Consider the following 17,449-nt stretch of genomic DNA (forward strand, 5'->3'; position numbering starts at 1 on the left):
TTTTATTTTTTATGGTTTAACTTTTAAAATGAGAATATTAATTGGGTTAACGAGAACGCCTATCATCTTAACCTCTATGGTTTGATTGGTGGCGTAATCGTCAATATTTATTTTTTTACCCGTGACACTATCTCTAGCCTGAATGATCACATTTTCTGTTTCAAGGGTATTAGGGAATACGGCATTTCCTGCAACTTGTACCACTGCACTTGTAGGGGTCTGCGAGATCAGCAAAACCCTATCATAGATCTGTTTATTAAATTCTTGCTGATTTTTCGGGCTGCCTACTCCATTGTAGTCAAGTAACAGCTTTACTTTATCTTCACTTGTCTGTCCTGAAGCAGCTTTTAAAATTTCAATATCGTCACGGCTTTTTTTAATGAAATCGATTATTTCCTGAAGCTCATCCAAAGAAAGATCATTAGATAACAGTATTCTTTTAATATTTTCTATATCAGATGCTAAGTCTTTATCTGTATCTTTTAATTCATTAACAAAGCCATCTACCTGTATTTTAGTGTATACATTGCCTAGCTGATCAGAACCGTCAACTGTCGCAGCATTGATTAATCCAAGTTTACTTTTCCAGCTGTTAACATGAGCTGAAGTCAGGTTACCCGCATTCAATAAAGCCAAATATTCAGAATGAGCATTTGGATCTTTTAAATGTGCCTGAAAGGCTTCTGCACTGGCAAATAATTGAAAGATTTCTTCAAACCCTTCAATACCTTCCATCGGGATTAATTCATCTTTGTGATAAAAAGATAAAAACGTGTCTTTAAACTGGTTTTCTGTTGGAAAATCTCCAGTTTCAAACCAACTGAAAATTGTATGTAATGGTGTACTCATTTGATAATTGATAATTAGTTTTGATAAAATTGATAATTTGGGAAAGGGCTAAAGGCTATTCCTATTGCGTGGCATGTTAAAGAGGCCGAAGAAAGCAATATGGTTGCTGGTGAAACAATATGGCTATGCATTCACGTAGAAGAATCAATGAAGCTGATTACGCCTTTACGATCTCAAAATATTACAATGATATCTATAAAATCTTCGTGAATTTAAGCTGTATGAGCAGTTAGAAGCCGGAACATGGAAACGAGAAAAGACCATTTACCTGATTTAAAGATTTATTTCCAATGATAATATGGTTTAAAATCCCACTAACAAGTGGGAATTGTTTATTTAGAAAAGAACAGATCAGCTTCAGCCTTTCTTCTTCGGATGAGTCCGTTTAATGTTTTTCCGCCAGCGGTAATATATTTTGTGGTAAACCAATTTCTGATTGCCTGCTCTTCTGCTTTTTTATTGATCAAAGAAAATAATCCATCTGATCCACCGGTATTGTAAGTGTGCGATACGAGAGCATCAAATTGATTTTGAGTAAGAGTCACTTTAATTTTACTGTTGACGATTTTTTCATAAGTCGGTAAAACAGCTGAAAATAGCTCTATCCCTTTTTCTTTGCTGATTGCAGGATCTTTCATGGTTACTTTCTTGCCTCCCGGATAGTAAGTGTTGCCATACCCTATTGTCGGAATTCCTGCAGAATCCAGATAAGGCTTAGCACTGAAGCCTTCAAATGATACAATCAGAGTTATTCCTTTTTGTGATGTTTTCATGTCTTAAAATATTTGTAGGTGAAAAAGATGAGTATTAAAGTAATTCCAAGAATTGTAATGATAATCCAGGCTACAATTTCAAATCCATTTGACTGAATTTTTTTTGTTTCTTCAGAGACTTTTGCATCCACTTCTCTGATGGTTTCTTTTGTGCTTGTTTTCTGGGCTAAATCGTGAATAATACGAGTAGATTCTTCTTTTTTAATTTCTGATTTTTCGTGATTGGCCTTTGCATAATGACTGCTTACCGAGTATTCTGCATTTCCTGTGATAGAAATACTTTGAATGGTATCACGCCCTACTACATTATGGTAAACAAAAGGATTAGATGCATCTGATTTTCCTTTGATCACCAGATCTCCGGATAGTTCATTTGTCTTTTCCTGTAGCGACACATCAGCTATTTTACTTTCAGTTGTTTGTGAACTTTGCAGACTTGAAGAATCAATTTTTACTGTTTCTGTCGCTTTTATATTCTCTTTATAAGTGGTTGTAATTTTGTGTTTACTCCGGCAGCCCAACATGAAGCTGCTCAATATGATTAATAGCAGAATTTTTAGTTTCATTAGTTTTTAGTTTTAAAAATTGAACAGATGTATAACTTTGATTTTTTCAATTCCAGGAAATCTAATTGAAATTCAAATTCTTACATAAATATTTTATCTTCTTTTACGTACTCTTTTTTGATGCTGTCTAATAACATGTCTGCACTTACTTTGTAGCCCGGTTCTTTTAATGCAATTGTTTTTAAACTTACATCCTGTATGATATTCATAATATTAGAACCGGTTAATTCATAATGTTTGGCAATTTGGTCCAGATCAATATCTTCAAGTTCTAATTGTTCAGGTATATTTTGCTGCCAGATACGCAGACGCTCCTCATGCTTTGGATTATTGAATTGTATGCAGCTATGAAAGCGTCGCGTAAAGGCTTTATCCATATTGTTTTTAAAGTTGGATGCCAGAATAATAAGCCCTGAAAATGTTTCTACACGCTGTAGTAGATAAGAAACTTCCTGATTGGCATATTTGTCATGGGCATCTTTTACAGAGGTTCTTTTTCCGAAAATAGCATCTGCTTCATCAAAAAATAAAATCCAGTTTTTATTTTCTGCTTTGTCAAACAGTTTCGCTAACTGCTTTTCTGTTTCTCCGATGTACTTTGAGACCAGCATAGAAACATCCACTCTGAAAACCGGACGTTTGGTGTATTTTCCTAAAAGACTGGCTGCAAGAGTTTTCCCGGTTCCCGGCTCTCCAAAAAACAACACCCTGAACCCTGGTTTAAGTTTTGCCTGCATGTCCCAATCTTCCATAAGAATCCGGCTGCTATGGTACCAGGCTTCAATACATTTAAGCTCATGCAACGTAGTTTGGGGAAGTATTAAATCTGTCCATGACCTGCGGGTGTGTAGTTGTTCTGCCGGAAAATCATTGCTCATTTTTGGTAATAATTCCAGGCCGAAAATGATTTTATTAAAAGCTTCTTCATGAACACTTATCTGGCTGTTCATTGATGCTTGTTCGTGAGCTGAACCTGAAAAAGTAATGAGTTCTTCTCTACTCAAAACCGAATTCGGGCCAAAATAATCCAGTGATTTCAATCGTTCTGAAATACTATCTCCTCCTAAAATGTATTGAGCGGCCTGAATGGTAGGATAAAAGAGCCTGCCGCTATCGTTGGTTGAACAAAAGTCAAACAGCACATTCCCTGGAAATTCCAAATAAATGCGTTTCAGAAATGACGGATCCAATCGTGGTAACAAAGCCATTAAAAGAATCACAACTTCCTGATGGGCAAGCTCTTTCCCTGAAATATAATTTCCTAATTGAAAGTTTTCATGGTTACTAGTATTAAATTCAGGGGCTCCTACATTAAAATCCTCTGATGGATTATTTATACGCCATGTAATAACCTTTTCTAAATGAGTAAATAATTTTTGTAATTGTTCTGGCTCCATTAGTTTTTATGCTTTTTAGATCTGGTGTATTGCCTCTTTTTACTTTTTAAGATGCTTCCACTTATCTTGTAGTTGATTTTAGAAAACCTCAACCGGAAAGTAGCTCACATTCGAGTGTCTCTCCACAACTACCAATGCAGCTGCCTTTTGGAAAGTCGCTCCATCACTGGAATCCTACTTTTTTAAAGAATCAATCTGCGCCTGAAAGAGAATAATAGATCCGAAGGTTTGTCACTCTGCTTCCGGGAGGAGATTCTAATGCTTTTACATCAGAAAATTCCCGGATTTCAAGCGCTCAAAGGTATCCTGTTAATGAGAATCTCTCCGATTGAGGTATGTTTTATATGTTTAAAATATTGTGCAACACATCTCAAGATGGTTACGTTGTATTTTGTAGTTTACTTAAAGAAACCTCAACCGGAAAGTAGCTCACATTCGAGTGTCTCTCCACAACTGCCAATGCAGCTGTCTTTTGGAAAGTCGCTCCATCACTGGAATCCTACTTTTTTAAAGAATCAATCTGCGCCTGAAAGAGAGCAATAAATCCGAAGATCTGTCACTCTGCTTCCGGAAGGAGATTCTAATGCTTTTACATCAGAAAATTCCCGGATTTCAAGCGCTCAAAGGTATCCTGTTAATGAGAATCTCTCCGATTGAGGTATGTTTGTGTTTTTATATGTTTTTAAAGATCGTGCAACACATCTCAAGATGGTTACGTTGTATTTTGTAGTTTGCTTAAAGAAACCTCAACCGGGAAGTAGCTCACATTCGAGTGTCTCTCCACAACTGCCAAAGCAGCTGCTTTTTGGAAAGTCGCTCCATCACTGGAATCCTACTTTTTTAAAGAATCAATCTGCGTCTGAAAGAGAGCAATAGGTCCGAAGATCCGTCACTCTGCTTCCAGGAGGAGATTCTAATGCTTTTACATCAGAAAATTCCCGGATTTCAGACGCTCAAAGGTATCCTGTTAATGAGAATCTCTCCGATTGAGGTGTGTTTGTGATTAATCAATAATATAATTAACCAAATCGTTCACGTCACGTCCTAAGACAATTTTTATATTAACGGGATACGATGTATATTTTGTTCCGTTTATCTCAATTTCCAAAAACATCTGAATAAGAGAAAATGGTTTTCTATGATGAACCGTATGTCTGAATGAGCCTGGTCTGGTAAGGGTTCCTGATGGATAAAATTCATTGAACTTTGATCCGGGTTTGAAATAATTAATAGGATTAATATCCAGAATCATTTCTTTAGACGTTACCGGATATTCGGACATTCTTCCCCAGGATTTTGCATCTAACAGGTGTTCCCTATAAAAACCGGAGTCTTTCACTCCATCCTTGATCTTTTTTTTCTGTTTGTAACGTTTTATGATAATCTTAGGCTTGTATTTATCAATATCTAATTCGTTTGATAATTTTACCTTTAAGTATTTATAACTTACAATTCTACTGAAAGCATGTACATAATTTTCTATTGGCTGTGGTTCGCTTCCGGATTCAGCTTCCAGGTTGATATGCCCTCGTCCTGATTTTTCAATGTTTCCAGCCTGATAGAAATGATAGTATTTGGCAGTCCAGTCTGCAGATGCTTTTACATCCAGTCCGAAATTAAGCTCATTTAAATGAAGATAATTATCTATGAACCTTCCAAACTGACTTTCTGTAGGATATTTACCGGTTTCAAAGTAGGTTTTCAGCTCCTCTCTTGGGATTAATGTATTGTTTTCTTCCATGATATTTTAGTTTTCTTTATTTGCTTTATGCTCTTAGTATACTTGTTTTCCGGAGCTGATTACCCGTTTTGATCTACAGTTCAAAATTGATTCTTTTTTTGTTCTTATAAAAGTTTTTCGCCCTCTCTATCCTGTAGTTGCAGTAACTCACATCTCACTAATAAACAAACCATTACACATATAACCTGCAGTTACGTTTCTTCATCTTCTGCAATGCATTTCCGCCTTCCGTTTTCACAGAATTTATTATTTGTTTTTGAAAAAAAATAGATTTGACAACCTTTATTCCGCTTTCCGGATGAAATTCCAATGGAAAAAACTTCCATTGTTGTGTATCTTACCGATTGAGGTTGTATTTTTAGTAGTGAGAATGTAATGGATAACTTCTCTGCCGTTCCTGGGATCTCAGTATCTTTTATAATGATAGAATACGGCTTGTTTTTTTATATAACAGCAATTGCTATTTATGTTGTGATGTACAGTTCAAAATTAATCACTTTTCTGTTCTTATCAAAGTTTTTTGCCCCCGTTTGTCTGTAGCTGCAGTTATTTATTTTTTAGGCTTTCTTAGTTTACATTCTCATAATAGCTGCATTCAATTCTTACATTTCTGAAGTCATTGATCCTACCGCCATTCACAGAATTCTGGTTTTGCCCTGCTGATAAATAGCCTGTCGTCAAAAGGGTATCATTTTCGGCATTATAAACCTCACACTTTATGTGTTGATTGATTTTTGTAAGGTCTGCCTTATAAAAGAAGGTCAAATAATCTCCCAGATCATAATGATCAGTAATGGTATCTTCAGCTCTATACCGATCACTCCATCCAACGGCTTCTATTCTATACCAGATGGGTACTTCCGTTTTATTAATGAATTTAACACTGGTGTTTAAAACGTTTATTTTTTGTCCATAAGCTCCTTTTGTGATTTGTATGGGTAAGCCGATACTTTCCACCTCTCCAAAGTCAAAACCAGCAGAAACGGCCTTCAGATTATTTCCGAATAATCTATTAATAGTATAGGTCTGATTTAATTGGTAAGCCAGAATGTAATATTCAAATTCTCCTAAATCACCTTCAAAAATTTCTTTTACTTTTATAGTATAAGGCGCACTGCCTATCACATACTGTTTATCAAAAAGGCTTTTAAAATCACTCGATGAAATCACCTGATCCGGTGCATCATTTGTACTTACCACTATTGAAAATTTTAAATTTCCGACACCATTTGCTAAATAATTAACAAATAGGTTATCAATAGATGCTAAACTATTGGCAAAAATTGCCAGTTCCTTTTTGGTAAAGACATCTTGTCTAAGTCTTAAAGCATCTATTAAATCTGCAAACTGGTTTTCTGTAGGATATTTCCCAGTTTCAAAATAAGTTTTTAATTGGTCTCTTGTAATCGGTTTATTATCTTCCATGATATGTTACTATTCTTTTACGGTTTATGCCTGGCATAATTACCTTTGGTTTCAATTATTATTTATGTTATGTTTTTAAATTCGGAATTCAGATTCTTTTATTTCACTTCCGTGATAAGATCCTGATAATTACATTCTATCCTCACATTTCTGGCTCTATCTGCTGTACCATTACTTGGGATATTTATATTGTTTTGGTTGGCAGCCAGGTAACTGGTCGCTAAAAGCTGATCAGTATCTCCATCATAGATCCTGCATTCTATAGTCTTATTGATTTTTCTAAGGTCTGCTCTATAAAAAAAGTTCAGGTAATCTTCTATATCATAGTGATCAGTAACAATATCTCCACTTGTATATTCATGCCCCCAAAGAACTCCTCCTCCTCCATATACCATATACTCAATAAATGCTTCAGTTTTATTAACAAACTTAATATTGGTGTTTACTATGTTTATTGTTCTCCCATAATCACGCTTGTTGACTTCAAAATAAAATCTTTTACCTTTAAGAGGTCCAAAGTTAAACCCATCAGGAATTGGAGGCAGCGTATTCCCGAACGTACGAGCCATTGTATTATTAAACGAATAAGCCGGGTCTGCTTCATAACGCAAAACATAATATTCTGTTCCTTTTAAATTATCTGCTGAGAATTTTTTTGTACTAATAGTGTAAGGTCCAGTACCAGCAAAATACCTCGTTGCTCCAAAGTTATTGCCTTTACCTGCATCAATTACCTCATCTTCTTCATCCTGTGAACTTATCACAATTGGAAAATGTTCATCTTCAGTACTATAATTTGCATAGCTGATGAATCCGTTATCAATAGCTGCCAACCTATTAGCAAGATATACGATTTCCTTATTGGTAAGGCCGTCTTCTTTATGTCTCAAAGAGTCTATCAAATCAGAAAATTGATTTTGTGTGGGAGATTTACCCGTTTCAAAATAGGTTTTTAATTGATCTCTTGTAGTTAATTTATTGTCTTCCATAATACTTTACTCTTATTTGCAATGCATGCTTGTCAGCACAATTATTTTTTGGTCTCAATGATTATTTATGTTATGTTTTTAAAGTTTGGAGCTTGTGCTTTTTTAATTCCTGTGAAAGATCTTTTGACTTTTCTACTCTGCAGTTGCAGTACCTTTTAGTTGTAATAACAGATGAGGAGTTGCTTGATTTCAAAACCCAAAATTCAGACTTTTTGTGTTTTTGTGAAAGTTTTTTGCCCTCTCTATTCTGTAGTTGCAGTAAGCTTTATTTTTAAGAGCAGGATGATATGTTGTTTAATTTCAAAGCTCAAAATTCAGCTTTTTTTTATTCTCTGGAAAGTTTTTGAGCCTCTCTATTCTGTAGTTGCAGTACCCTCTTTTTTCTGAATACATATTTGCATTTTGTATAGTAAAACATCATTTCTATCTATAATAAAAAAGGCCCGGATTATAAAATCCAAGCCTTGCTTTTTTAATGTATATCGTTAAAAGGTGAGTTTCCTTTATGAACAGGTTATCAATCTAATTTAAAGAAGAAATATACCACTGCTGCCCATTCTTTTTTGACTCCCCTGGCATACCCGATAGTACTGTGACTGCTGTTTTCTACCGTTCCATCGTCTTTGATATAACCAATGGTTGAGTGACTGCTGTTTTCTACCGTTCCATCACTTTTTACATACCCCACCGTTGAATGGCTCTTGTTTTCAATAGTCCCGTCACTTTTGATGTACCCAATCGTGCTGCGGCTTTTATTTTCGACAGTTCCATCACTTTTAATATATCCCACGGTGGAATGACTGCTGTTTTCTATGGTACCATCACTTTTAATATATCCTGTGGTGCTGTGACTTCCGGATTCTATAGTTTGGGCGCTTACAGCAGAAAGGCTGAAGAGAAGGGAACAAAGGAATAGTATTTTTTTCATAATCAATATTTTAATGGGTTATTAACTTTGGTTTATTTGATGTATTCAAAAGTATTGATTATTCTTTTATGTTGGATGCTATACCATTAAATCTGAGTTGATTTTTTGGGAATATCGAGTTTTATTGATCAAAAAAAGCGAAACTCTGCAGTAAAGTTTCGCTTTAAGTTTTTCACTATAACAAGGAAGCCGTTTTTATTGTCTAATAAAACGGCTTCCTTTAAAATTTAAATCAAAATTGTATAATATATATTAAATGCTTTTTTCGGCTTCTTCTATATTATACACAATTCTGTTATCCTCGCTTGTTAAAGGACTAAAAATATCTTTGTATTTATTAAAAGTATTTTTGTCATAATGCACCATCACCGGAAACAGCTGACTTGCCTGATAATACCTTTTATTTTCTAAGGCATGATCTATTGCCTGCTCTACTTCTTTTAAAAGTGGTCTGCAATTCTTCTTTAAAAGAAAATCTTTTAGATTGGATTCAAAAAATTTATCTCCATAAATGCTTAAAAAATGCTTAATATATGGATAAATCTCCTGCTCGGTCTTTCCATTTAGTGTAGCAATATATAAGGCATTGGTAATTACATCATATACATTGTCTTCACTATGGAGTCTGTGGGGTTCAAAACTTTCTTTTTCATCCCATTTTTCGACAATAAACCTATCTAGCTGCTTAAATCCTTCAGGGTTTGCCCACGCCAATAAAATAAGCATGGCCTGATAAGCAATATATTGATTGTCATTATGAAGAAGCAATTTTAATTTTTCAACTCTGTCCGGATCTATTTTTTCAAGGAGTTGTACTTCATTTAAATCATATCCTTCGCTTCCTTCTTCGTTATAGTGATAAAGGAGTTCGTTTATTTGAGTATTCATTTTTATTATTAATTATTTTTTAATATTAGTATAGGAAACTATTCCTTCTTTAAAGATTATTTTTTTCAAAATTAAATTCCGAAATCCAATTTTCATTTATAATCAATGATTTATTTTTTAAAGTATTTTTTAAATCATCCATATCCATTGTATAATCTGAGAACACACAATCGCTTTTTGGAAAATCAGAATATGATTTATAAATAAACTCTCCTTTACGAATAACTAATTACAACTTCTTTAGCTCCAAGTTTTTTCATTGATTTTAATTAGATTTTTACCATTCAGTGTTTCTTATAAATCTAATCTATTTGTATTGAAATTTCCTAATTTTTTTGCTATCCATATCCTTTCAGCTTGCCTTTTAGTTAATCCTATAAACATATTGGATAGCTTTTCTATTTCTTCTTTATCAAAAAAACTGCTAGATATTCCAAACCAGTCCTCACCATTTAATAGATTAATTTTCAAGCGAAAATATTTTTCTTTTCCTTCTCTTTTTTTTATGTCATCAATTATTCTAGCACAAGGAATTATGGTCACTTGTATGTAATCTAATGTCTTCATATATTTTCGCATGATAGCATTACTTCCTGACCTTGAAATCAAATCTTCTTTTTTTTCATTATCACTTGTATCAGCGAATATTTCCCATATTTCACCATTCTCTGAATGATATTCTCTCCATTCTTTTCTCATATATAAATAATTTAATAATATAAATGTACGTTATCTGAATAATATGTACCAGAACTTTTACTCCATGCATTAAAATGTCTAGGTGCTCCAAATGTGGAATGTCCTATTTCGTGGTCGTGGTATCCACTTGTTGGTTTTTTGTTAGAATCTAATTTTGATGAATGTTTTCCTATTTTTCTATTGGAATTATTGTTTTTATATGTATTCATTTCGTCTATGTAATCTTTTCTTCTAATAGTTATAGGATCGCTGCCAAGATCACCCGAAATCTCCGATGCTGCTTTCTTGGCACTATTTTTATCTGTGAATGTATATCTATTTTCGCCTATTTTTTCTCCACCGTATTTTTTAGCAATTTTGTCAACATCTCTTATTATTTTATTATTAGCTAATCTTTCACTATTTTTAAGATTTGTCAAATTTTCCTTAGCTTTAACCTTATTCTCTTTCTTTATTTTAGAAAGCTTAGGTTCTATTTCCTTCGCAATCCAATCTGCTTTTTCCTGATCGGTAAGCGTAAGATCTGCTTCCAGCTCATTTATCTGACGACTAATTTCGGGATTTTCTTCTAATTCTAATACATATTTTTCACGGATAGGCTCACAAGGAGAAGCACATACGTAAATTTCCCCTTTTTCCGTCATAGTAACCGTATGCCCTTCTTGAGTTTTAGCCTGTCCATAGGATTTGCCATGCTCGGTTTGAATTGGTCTTACATCCTCTTCCTTAATATTAGATTTACCACTGCCTTTTTCATTTCTCTTATTTTCGGGTAAAATATCCTCAGGGATCTTATTTTTAGTAGATTTCACTTTAAAATACTCCGAAGGAATTTCGCCTTTAATTAAAATCTCTTTGTCTCTGACACTGTTGTTAAGATCTCTTACCGCATCATCCACTCTTTTTTGATTTTTAGGCGTTGGACTTTCTTCAAATCTTTTCACCGCCTGATCTATTTTAGCCTGTAATTCCGCTTGTACCTTTTCAGGTCTCAATACCTCTACCTCACTTATTTTACCTGCGGCAATATCAGCTTCCAGTCTTTTGATATCAACTTCAATCACATTGTCTCCGTAAGTTTTGCCTATACCAGGACCTTCATCTGAGAAAGAAGTATAAGGGCTCTTACTTTTCATAGGTTCGCTTCCTCTTACGTGATCTGAAACAGTAGCGCTTCCGTTTTTGTCTGCAGGAGTTAAATTTCCTTCTTCATTAATGTGAGATTTTATCCTTCCTTCTTTTGAACCTGCAGGAGAATAAGGTCTGTTATCTTGTCTGAATATGCTTTCTTCGTATACATTTTCCTGCACTGGAGCTGATTTCACATCCTCTTGCTTACTATTGGATTTTGCATTACTTCTTTCATTTCTTACAGGCTGTTCATGCATTCTGTCAGGAACGGTCTGCTCTTCAAAAGGAAGTTGATTCAGGTTACGGTTTGGCGTTGTAGTAGTCTTTTTCTTGAAAGGTTCAGTAACCCAATCTTGTGCTTTTTTATACGCTGCTTTAAAATTTTGTGCCCCTTTAATCCATGTTTCTTTTTTGAAAACAGAGGTTATTCTTCTAGGTATAGAAACAATACTTGCTTTTATCCCGTTTCTTGCGGTAATGAACATTCGTTTACCAAAAGTTTTCGGGTTTCTTTTTGCCAGATCTTTTATGGAAGCTCCACCTTTTTTCGAGGCTTTTCCACCTATCATTGCCAAAATAGCCATACCTGAATTGGTAATATCACTTTTTAATTCACCAGAATTTTTGAATAAAACGTCAGCCGTTTTTGCCGTATGTACGTCATAAATATTTTTAATTCCGTTTAGTATATTCAACCCTAATGCTATGGCACCAATCCAGAATGTAATGGTTCCCATTGTTATTGTTGCTCCACCCAGCCAAGCTGCTAATGGTGCTAAACCACCCAGAGTGAAAATTGATCCTACAGCTGCCGCTAGTGTTAATATTCCCAGTATACCTGTAATTACACCAGCTATGACAAGTACTTTATTCGCTATTCCGGCTGCTTTTTGAAGAATCATTCCTACAGGGTCTTCTGAGAATCCTTTCCAATTTGTCAAATCGTCCCAGATACCACTTATAGATCCGGAAATAGCCTCAACCCATGCTTTAGGACTAAAGATCGATTCAATAAATTTACCTACATCGGTCCAGGTAATGGATGTGACGTCATTCCAAATATCTGAAAAGGCAATAGATATAGACATCCATAATCTTTTTAAACCTGTAATTCTATTCAGATTTTTGGTTACTAAGTTTAATGGTTTCTGTAAAGAATCTTTACGTTTGTTGTTAAAGGCTTCTATCTGAGAATTTCTGATGCTTTCAACATTTTGATCGATTAAGTTCTGATGCTCAGACTGATCACTATCATAATTAGCTTTTACTTCTTCAAATTTATCTCTTAGTGCATTTTGTTTATCCGGGCTTAATTGTCTTAGGAAAGCTACTTGTTCATCCTGTGTTTTCAATTGTGTAAAATCAACTAATAAACGCTCTGCCTCATTAAGTTCTCTTGGTGTTTGTTGAATTTTATCTTTTTCTTTTTGTATCAAACTATTTCGTCCCTCAACTTTAGACATATTGGCATAATAAGCATTTTGCGTTTTTATAACCTCATGTTCAATAATGTAAGAATCCAATAACAATGCATTTGCTTCCTGGTTTAATTTCTTACTTTGTGATTCTGCCTGTTTTAGTTTTGGGTTAAGTTTTCCTAACTCTCTTTTTGCTTCTTTGTTCTTTTTAGTGTCTGCAGCCAGTTTAGCTTTTGATTTTAATATCGATGCTCTGGAAGACATTATTTCACTCTGTATCCTTGTATTCTTACCTTTGGCTTGCTGAGCTTCCTGAGATAATTTCTGAGTTGTATTTCCTGCCTGAGATACTGCCTGATTTATTGTACCGGCGTTTGTACTTAGTTCATTTAATTTTCTGGTAAGGTTTCCGGAATCAGCATTTTCTGGATCCTGATGTTTTTGAGATCCGCCGAGTAAGCTTTTTGCTTCGTTATTGAAATCACTTGCTTTGGTCTTATTTTTATTATACTCCTGCTGGTATATTCCTACCTCTTTTTCTACCTTTTGCTGTCTTTTTACTGAGGTCTCCAGTCCTTTTTCTAATTTATGGATGAGAGCTTCTTTGCTTTCTATGCTATCTTCTGATTTCTGTAAATCATCGTCTGACTTCTGAATTTCTTTTTCAACCTCTTTAATTTTGCTTTTCAGTGTTTTAGCGGCTTCATTTTGAGATTTTACCTGATCTCTGGCTTCCACTCCCTGATCCCTAAATTCCTGTGCAGCTGCCACAAGCCCTACAATGTTGATTGTCGTTTGTGCATCTGGGGCTATTTCAGCCTGTTCACTATCAAAAGCCTTATCCATTCTTGGAGTAACAACGGATTGAATATCATCCGGAATAACAACTTTTGTGTCTTTTTCTCCTTTAGTTTTTGAATTTACTTTTTTATTGTTAGATTTTTTGTTATCCACAGCCTTTTCTGAATGAGGCACTTCATTTTTATCTGCAGCCTTTTTTGAGCTGTTGCTATTAACTTCGGATGAGATTGGTTTAGCTGAAGGTATTTTAATCTCTACTGCTTTCTCTTTTGGTTTCTGATCTGCAAGAGGTTTTGAGACTTCAGCTTTGCTGCTCATGTTTTTTAATCCTTTCTCTCCTTCTCTTGTCGTCTTTGCAGAAGTTTCCTGATTTTTAACCATTTGACTCACTGCGGACTGTTCTTCCGGTGTCTTTAGTACTTGATTTCCAGATTTAATATTATTATAATCTTGTACCTGACTGACATTCAGGGTTGCCAGATATCCTTTCTCCATCTTTTGAGTATCAGGATGGTTGATATCGCCGGTTTTGATTAAATTCTCCTGAAATCTTTCATGCATTATTTCTGCACCTTGGTCATAAACGGTCTGTGAGCCGTGAACGGCTGTAATAGGACCATTTAACCCAAGTCGGTTCCTATCAGGTTTTACTGATCCGGTTTTAGCGGATGAGTCTCCGGATTTTTGTGTCTGTATATTGGCCACTTGCCCCTCAGACAGAGGTACAACCACCCGATCTTTCAGCTTTTGCTTTTTGCTCTGGTTTTTATGGGCCTTATTGTCTTTTTCTACAGGTTTTGCTGCTTTCATTGACTTAGTTTTTTTAATTTCATATTGTTTTAAAAGACCTATAAAGCACAACCAAACTGTTATGCTTTATAGGGTGCCTGCCGGGTTTGAAAAATCGTACGTGTGGGGTGGATTCTTTAAGAAAGGAAGTAAATAGAAATGGTATTTGACTTTGAGAAACAGGCAACACTGAACCATTTCCTTGTTTGTTCTCTTGTTTTTTAAATTTTCAGGTTTTCAAGTTTTAAAATCACTCGTTTCGGGAAGATTTTCCGGTTTTTGAGTGATTAATTTGTAATTGCAGTAAAAAGCTTTTTACCATCTTTTCTATTGCAATGATTTAAGTATACCGACAAGTCCATTTATGGATATAAATCCTATTCATCAGGTTCCAATTGAGATCTACATCCAGATCGATTTTTCTACTCTGGTTCTCTCTTAATTCATATCACCTTTCTTTTCTTCCTCTTCATTAGGCTGTCTGTCGGTTTTCACTCCATAACGATTTTCAATAAAAAGATTTACTGCTTTATCAATCCAGTTAGGAAGGTTTGTGGTGATCATTTTCAGAAATTTATCGTAGCCGTAACCGAGTACAAATAATACCCCTGTTGAGTACCATTTGTCATGCAGTTCAGCTCTGTTCATTAAATAACTCATTGTAAAACCCACTATCACTACTATCACCAATGTTATAAAGTGTTCCCATGGCTGTTTTTTCTCTTTATTCTGTATGGAGACCAGTACCCTTAACAATCCTCCTGAAAATGCTATTGCAGTTCCGATCAAAAGGGCTTTTATACTATCCAAATTCATTCTTATCTATTATATTATTTATTAAAAATTTTGATTTTCTAACGGCTTTCAGATGCTTAATCATTCCTGAGACAGGATGTACATATCATCTAAAAATTTTCTGATTTTCCGGATATTTTCACTCTCATCCGCATAGGCCAGCTCATCAATAAGATCACTGATATCTCTGCCTGGCTTTTTCAGTTTCTCTTTATCTTTTTTCTTTTTTTTCTTTTCTTTTTTTTTCATGGCTTCTAGGATTTATTAATTACTTTTTTAGTTTTTTTTAAATTGATTTCTCTTCCAATCAACCAAGGCCAAACGGTTTCTTTTTAAATTCATGTGTCATTTAAAACAATAGAACTAAAAAGCAAAAACCGTTTTTCACCTTAGTATTTTTTCTATAATTTAAATTTGAGAAAGATATCAGAGCAGCCCTTTAATCTGATGTATGGGGCGATTGAGGATGTAGCATTAACTTTGAATCCTTTTGTATCTTTTCAGAATGAATAATTTTAAGATATGAATCGTAAGTACACATTATCACAAACATTATCTTTGACATTCACATTATAGCATGGTATTGATCGTAAGGACGGAACATTCTGTCACCGCCTGTACGCTATTATGGCTGAAGAATGATATTATATATTGTTCTTTCAGACAAAAACAACATTTCCATCAGCTCATTCACAATCACTTTCATTTGTTTATCCTGATTACGTTTTACATAATCAATGACAAAATCTTTTCTTTTTTCGACTAATTCTTTACTACGTTTCATATTCTATGGTTAAAGTTTTTTGGTTAAAAAGTTTTTTTTCGGAATCAGACAGACTTCCTGTTCTTATCTATTGACCGTTTCATTGAGTCATAAGAAACCCTAAAGACGAAAATTCCGTCTTTTAAAAGATGTCTAATTCAATTATTTAATTTTGTTTTTTTAGAAGCCGGCACCAGGTATTTCCCAATAAAATCTTACCCTGACTTCTTTATTCTAAATTTCATTTGCCTTTTTAGTATATATTAGCAATTTTACTGACAACTATAATTAATCGATTTTTTATATGCTGAACAGTAGATTATTCTACATTTTAGGCTCGCTTTTTATTTTCAGGAAAACAAAGAGCAAAATGATTGCTTTATTCAGATATCAATCAAAAAATAAACGCATTTTTATCATTATTCAAACAACACACAAACGAACAAAAATCAAAATATTCAATATTTTAAAACGCACTTTTTACATTTTATAGATTGTTTAAAATTTTTCCTGTTTCTATTAGTACCGGATTAAATAAAAAAGAAAAATATTTACATTTTAAAGACATTGCATGCAAAATAATTATTTAACATTTTTAATTACAGCTAATTACAATCAAAAATCAATATTTCTAAATATTAAAAAAATATTAAATTTTAAATATAATTTTGTACATTTGTACTGTTCTATCATACTGACGGAACAAATATACGAACATTGTTCGTTTTTCAAAACAAAAACGAACATTTTGTTCATTTTTTTTTACAAATAACTATAAACATATCAAAATGAACTATTTAGAATTCAAAGAAATCAGAAAGAAACTAAACATGAAGCAGGCTGATATCGCAAAATCTATAGGAGTAGGCACCAGAGCCGTGCAGTATTGGGAAAAAGGCGAACGAAAAATACCGGAAACAACGGCCTACTTCGTTACCAATTTACTATTAAAACAACAGGAACTTAATGATGACAGTGCATCTCCAGTTGTTTTTTCAGATTTAAAGGTTATGCACGTTCCACTGGCAAATCAATACGCACAAGCCGGCTATCTTAGTAATTTTGCTGATGAAGAATATATAGAAAGTTTACCAACTATTCCTTTTACAGACGATGTAGAACACCGCGGTGAATACATGTGTTTTGAAGTGAAAGGAGACAGTATGGATAACGGATCCTACGAAAGCTATTTAGAAGGTGACATTATCTTATGCAGAAACATCAGACAGGATTACTGGATGAGTAAGCTGCATTATGATAAGTGGGATTTTGTAATCGTTCACAAAGAAAAAGGAATTTTAGTAAAGCGAATCGTTAACCACGATGTTGAAAGAGGCATCATCACCCTTCATTCCCTGAATGAATATTATGAGGATTTCGAGATCCACCTAAAGGATGTTGCGAAGCTTTTCAATATTATAAGTACAAGACGTAAGAATAACAGAAGATAAACTGCCTGAGTGAATAAAATCCTCAATTTCTTGAGGATTTTATCGG

General features: G+C 34.1%; 15 protein-coding genes. 1 reads left to right on the forward strand and 14 read right to left on the reverse strand.

What is annotated here, in order from left to right; genetic code table 11:
- Window positions 1-9: 9 nt before the first annotated feature.
- From FW780_RS06575 to FW780_RS22340, 14 genes are all read right to left on the reverse strand, one after another.
- On the reverse strand, window positions 10-849 hold the full coding sequence (locus FW780_RS06575; RefSeq protein ID WP_149832759.1) for a hypothetical protein: 840 nt from the start codon (window positions 847-849) through the stop codon (window positions 10-12).
- Window positions 850-1,181: 332 nt separating this feature from the next.
- Window positions 1,182-1,622, reverse strand: coding sequence for a lysozyme (locus tag FW780_RS06580; RefSeq protein WP_149832760.1), 441 nt, complete (start codon window positions 1,620-1,622; stop codon window positions 1,182-1,184).
- Entirely contained in the window at window positions 1,619-2,188 is a 570-nt protein-coding gene (locus FW780_RS06585) for a hypothetical protein (RefSeq protein WP_149832761.1), read from the reverse strand. The genes FW780_RS06580 and FW780_RS06585 overlap by 4 nt, the downstream gene beginning before the upstream one ends.
- Window positions 2,189-2,268: 80 nt before the next feature.
- Window positions 2,269-3,585 (reverse strand): ATP-binding protein, encoded by a 1,317-nt coding sequence (locus FW780_RS06590; RefSeq protein ID WP_149832762.1) that lies wholly within the window; start codon window positions 3,583-3,585, stop codon window positions 2,269-2,271.
- Window positions 3,586-4,588: 1,003 nt separating this feature from the next.
- Window positions 4,589-5,326, reverse strand: coding sequence for a hypothetical protein (locus tag FW780_RS06595; protein WP_149832763.1), 738 nt, complete (start codon window positions 5,324-5,326; stop codon window positions 4,589-4,591).
- A 567-nt stretch (window positions 5,327-5,893) separates the two neighbouring features.
- Window positions 5,894-6,751 carry a hypothetical protein gene (locus FW780_RS06600; RefSeq protein WP_149832764.1) on the reverse strand — a complete coding sequence of 286 codons (858 nt, stop codon included), beginning with the start codon at window positions 6,749-6,751 and terminating at the stop codon, window positions 5,894-5,896.
- 98 nt (window positions 6,752-6,849) lie between these two features.
- On the reverse strand, window positions 6,850-7,740 hold the full coding sequence (locus FW780_RS06605) for a hypothetical protein (RefSeq protein ID WP_149832765.1): 891 nt from the start codon (window positions 7,738-7,740) through the stop codon (window positions 6,850-6,852).
- A gap of 517 nt (window positions 7,741-8,257) precedes the next feature.
- Window positions 8,258-8,668, reverse strand: coding sequence for a 5-fold beta-flower protein (locus tag FW780_RS06610; protein ID WP_149832766.1), 411 nt, complete (start codon window positions 8,666-8,668; stop codon window positions 8,258-8,260).
- Between the two features lie 252 nt (window positions 8,669-8,920).
- On the reverse strand, window positions 8,921-9,556 hold the full coding sequence (locus FW780_RS06615; protein ID WP_149832767.1) for a hypothetical protein: 636 nt from the start codon (window positions 9,554-9,556) through the stop codon (window positions 8,921-8,923).
- A gap of 294 nt (window positions 9,557-9,850) precedes the next feature.
- Window positions 9,851-10,255: a hypothetical protein gene (locus FW780_RS06620; protein WP_149832768.1), complete on the reverse strand. Its 405-nt coding sequence runs from the start codon at window positions 10,253-10,255 to the stop codon at window positions 9,851-9,853.
- A gap of 11 nt (window positions 10,256-10,266) precedes the next feature.
- The gene (locus FW780_RS06625; RefSeq protein WP_149832769.1) at window positions 10,267-14,415 is read right to left on the reverse strand and encodes a coiled-coil domain-containing protein; all 4,149 of its coding nucleotides are present in this window, start codon (window positions 14,413-14,415) and stop codon (window positions 10,267-10,269) included.
- 417 nt (window positions 14,416-14,832) lie between these two features.
- Window positions 14,833-15,210, reverse strand: a complete 378-nt coding sequence (locus FW780_RS06630) for a hypothetical protein (protein WP_149832770.1) — start codon at window positions 15,208-15,210, stop codon at window positions 14,833-14,835.
- Window positions 15,211-15,270: 60 nt separating this feature from the next.
- Window positions 15,271-15,438 carry a hypothetical protein gene (locus FW780_RS22335; RefSeq protein WP_167510653.1) on the reverse strand — a complete coding sequence of 56 codons (168 nt, stop codon included), beginning with the start codon at window positions 15,436-15,438 and terminating at the stop codon, window positions 15,271-15,273.
- Between the two features lie 376 nt (window positions 15,439-15,814).
- Window positions 15,815-15,973, reverse strand: a complete 159-nt coding sequence (locus tag FW780_RS22340) for a hypothetical protein (RefSeq protein ID WP_156106583.1) — start codon at window positions 15,971-15,973, stop codon at window positions 15,815-15,817.
- Window positions 15,974-16,740: 767 nt separating this feature from the next.
- On the opposite strand from FW780_RS22340, the gene FW780_RS06635 reads away from it, so the two are divergent.
- Window positions 16,741-17,403: a S24 family peptidase gene (locus FW780_RS06635; RefSeq protein ID WP_149832771.1), complete on the forward strand. Its 663-nt coding sequence runs from the start codon at window positions 16,741-16,743 to the stop codon at window positions 17,401-17,403.
- Window positions 17,404-17,449 lie beyond the last annotated feature (46 nt).

Origin of the sequence: Chryseobacterium sediminis (assembly GCF_008386505.1) — a bacterium.
Taxonomy (GTDB): domain Bacteria; phylum Bacteroidota; class Bacteroidia; order Flavobacteriales; family Weeksellaceae; genus Chryseobacterium; species Chryseobacterium sediminis.

Coding starts and splice junctions, on each gene's coding strand:
- FW780_RS06590 (WP_149832762.1), bottom strand. CDS start 3,585: ATGGAGCCAGAACAATTACAAAAATTATTTACTCATTTAGAAAAGGTT.
- FW780_RS06610 (WP_149832766.1), bottom strand. CDS start 8,668: ATGAAAAAAATACTATTCCTTTGTTCCCTTCTCTTCAGCCTTTCTGCT.
- FW780_RS06585 (WP_149832761.1), bottom strand. CDS start 2,188: ATGAAACTAAAAATTCTGCTATTAATCATATTGAGCAGCTTCATGTTG.
- FW780_RS22340 (WP_156106583.1), bottom strand. CDS start 15,973: ATGAAACGTAGTAAAGAATTAGTCGAAAAAAGAAAAGATTTTGTCATT.
- FW780_RS06635 (WP_149832771.1), top strand. CDS start 16,741: ATGAACTATTTAGAATTCAAAGAAATCAGAAAGAAACTAAACATGAAG.
- FW780_RS06580 (WP_149832760.1), bottom strand. CDS start 1,622: ATGAAAACATCACAAAAAGGAATAACTCTGATTGTATCATTTGAAGGC.
- FW780_RS06625 (WP_149832769.1), bottom strand. CDS start 14,415: ATGAAAGCAGCAAAACCTGTAGAAAAAGACAATAAGGCCCATAAAAAC.
- FW780_RS06600 (WP_149832764.1), bottom strand. CDS start 6,751: ATGGAAGATAATAAACCGATTACAAGAGACCAATTAAAAACTTATTTT.
- FW780_RS22335 (WP_167510653.1), bottom strand. CDS start 15,438: ATGAAAAAAAAAGAAAAGAAAAAAAAGAAAAAAGATAAAGAGAAACTG.
- FW780_RS06575 (WP_149832759.1), bottom strand. CDS start 849: ATGAGTACACCATTACATACAATTTTCAGTTGGTTTGAAACTGGAGAT.
- FW780_RS06605 (WP_149832765.1), bottom strand. CDS start 7,740: ATGGAAGACAATAAATTAACTACAAGAGATCAATTAAAAACCTATTTT.
- FW780_RS06615 (WP_149832767.1), bottom strand. CDS start 9,556: ATGAATACTCAAATAAACGAACTCCTTTATCACTATAACGAAGAAGGA.
- FW780_RS06595 (WP_149832763.1), bottom strand. CDS start 5,326: ATGGAAGAAAACAATACATTAATCCCAAGAGAGGAGCTGAAAACCTAC.
- FW780_RS06630 (WP_149832770.1), bottom strand. CDS start 15,210: ATGAATTTGGATAGTATAAAAGCCCTTTTGATCGGAACTGCAATAGCA.
- FW780_RS06620 (WP_149832768.1), bottom strand. CDS start 10,255: ATGAGAAAAGAATGGAGAGAATATCATTCAGAGAATGGTGAAATATGG.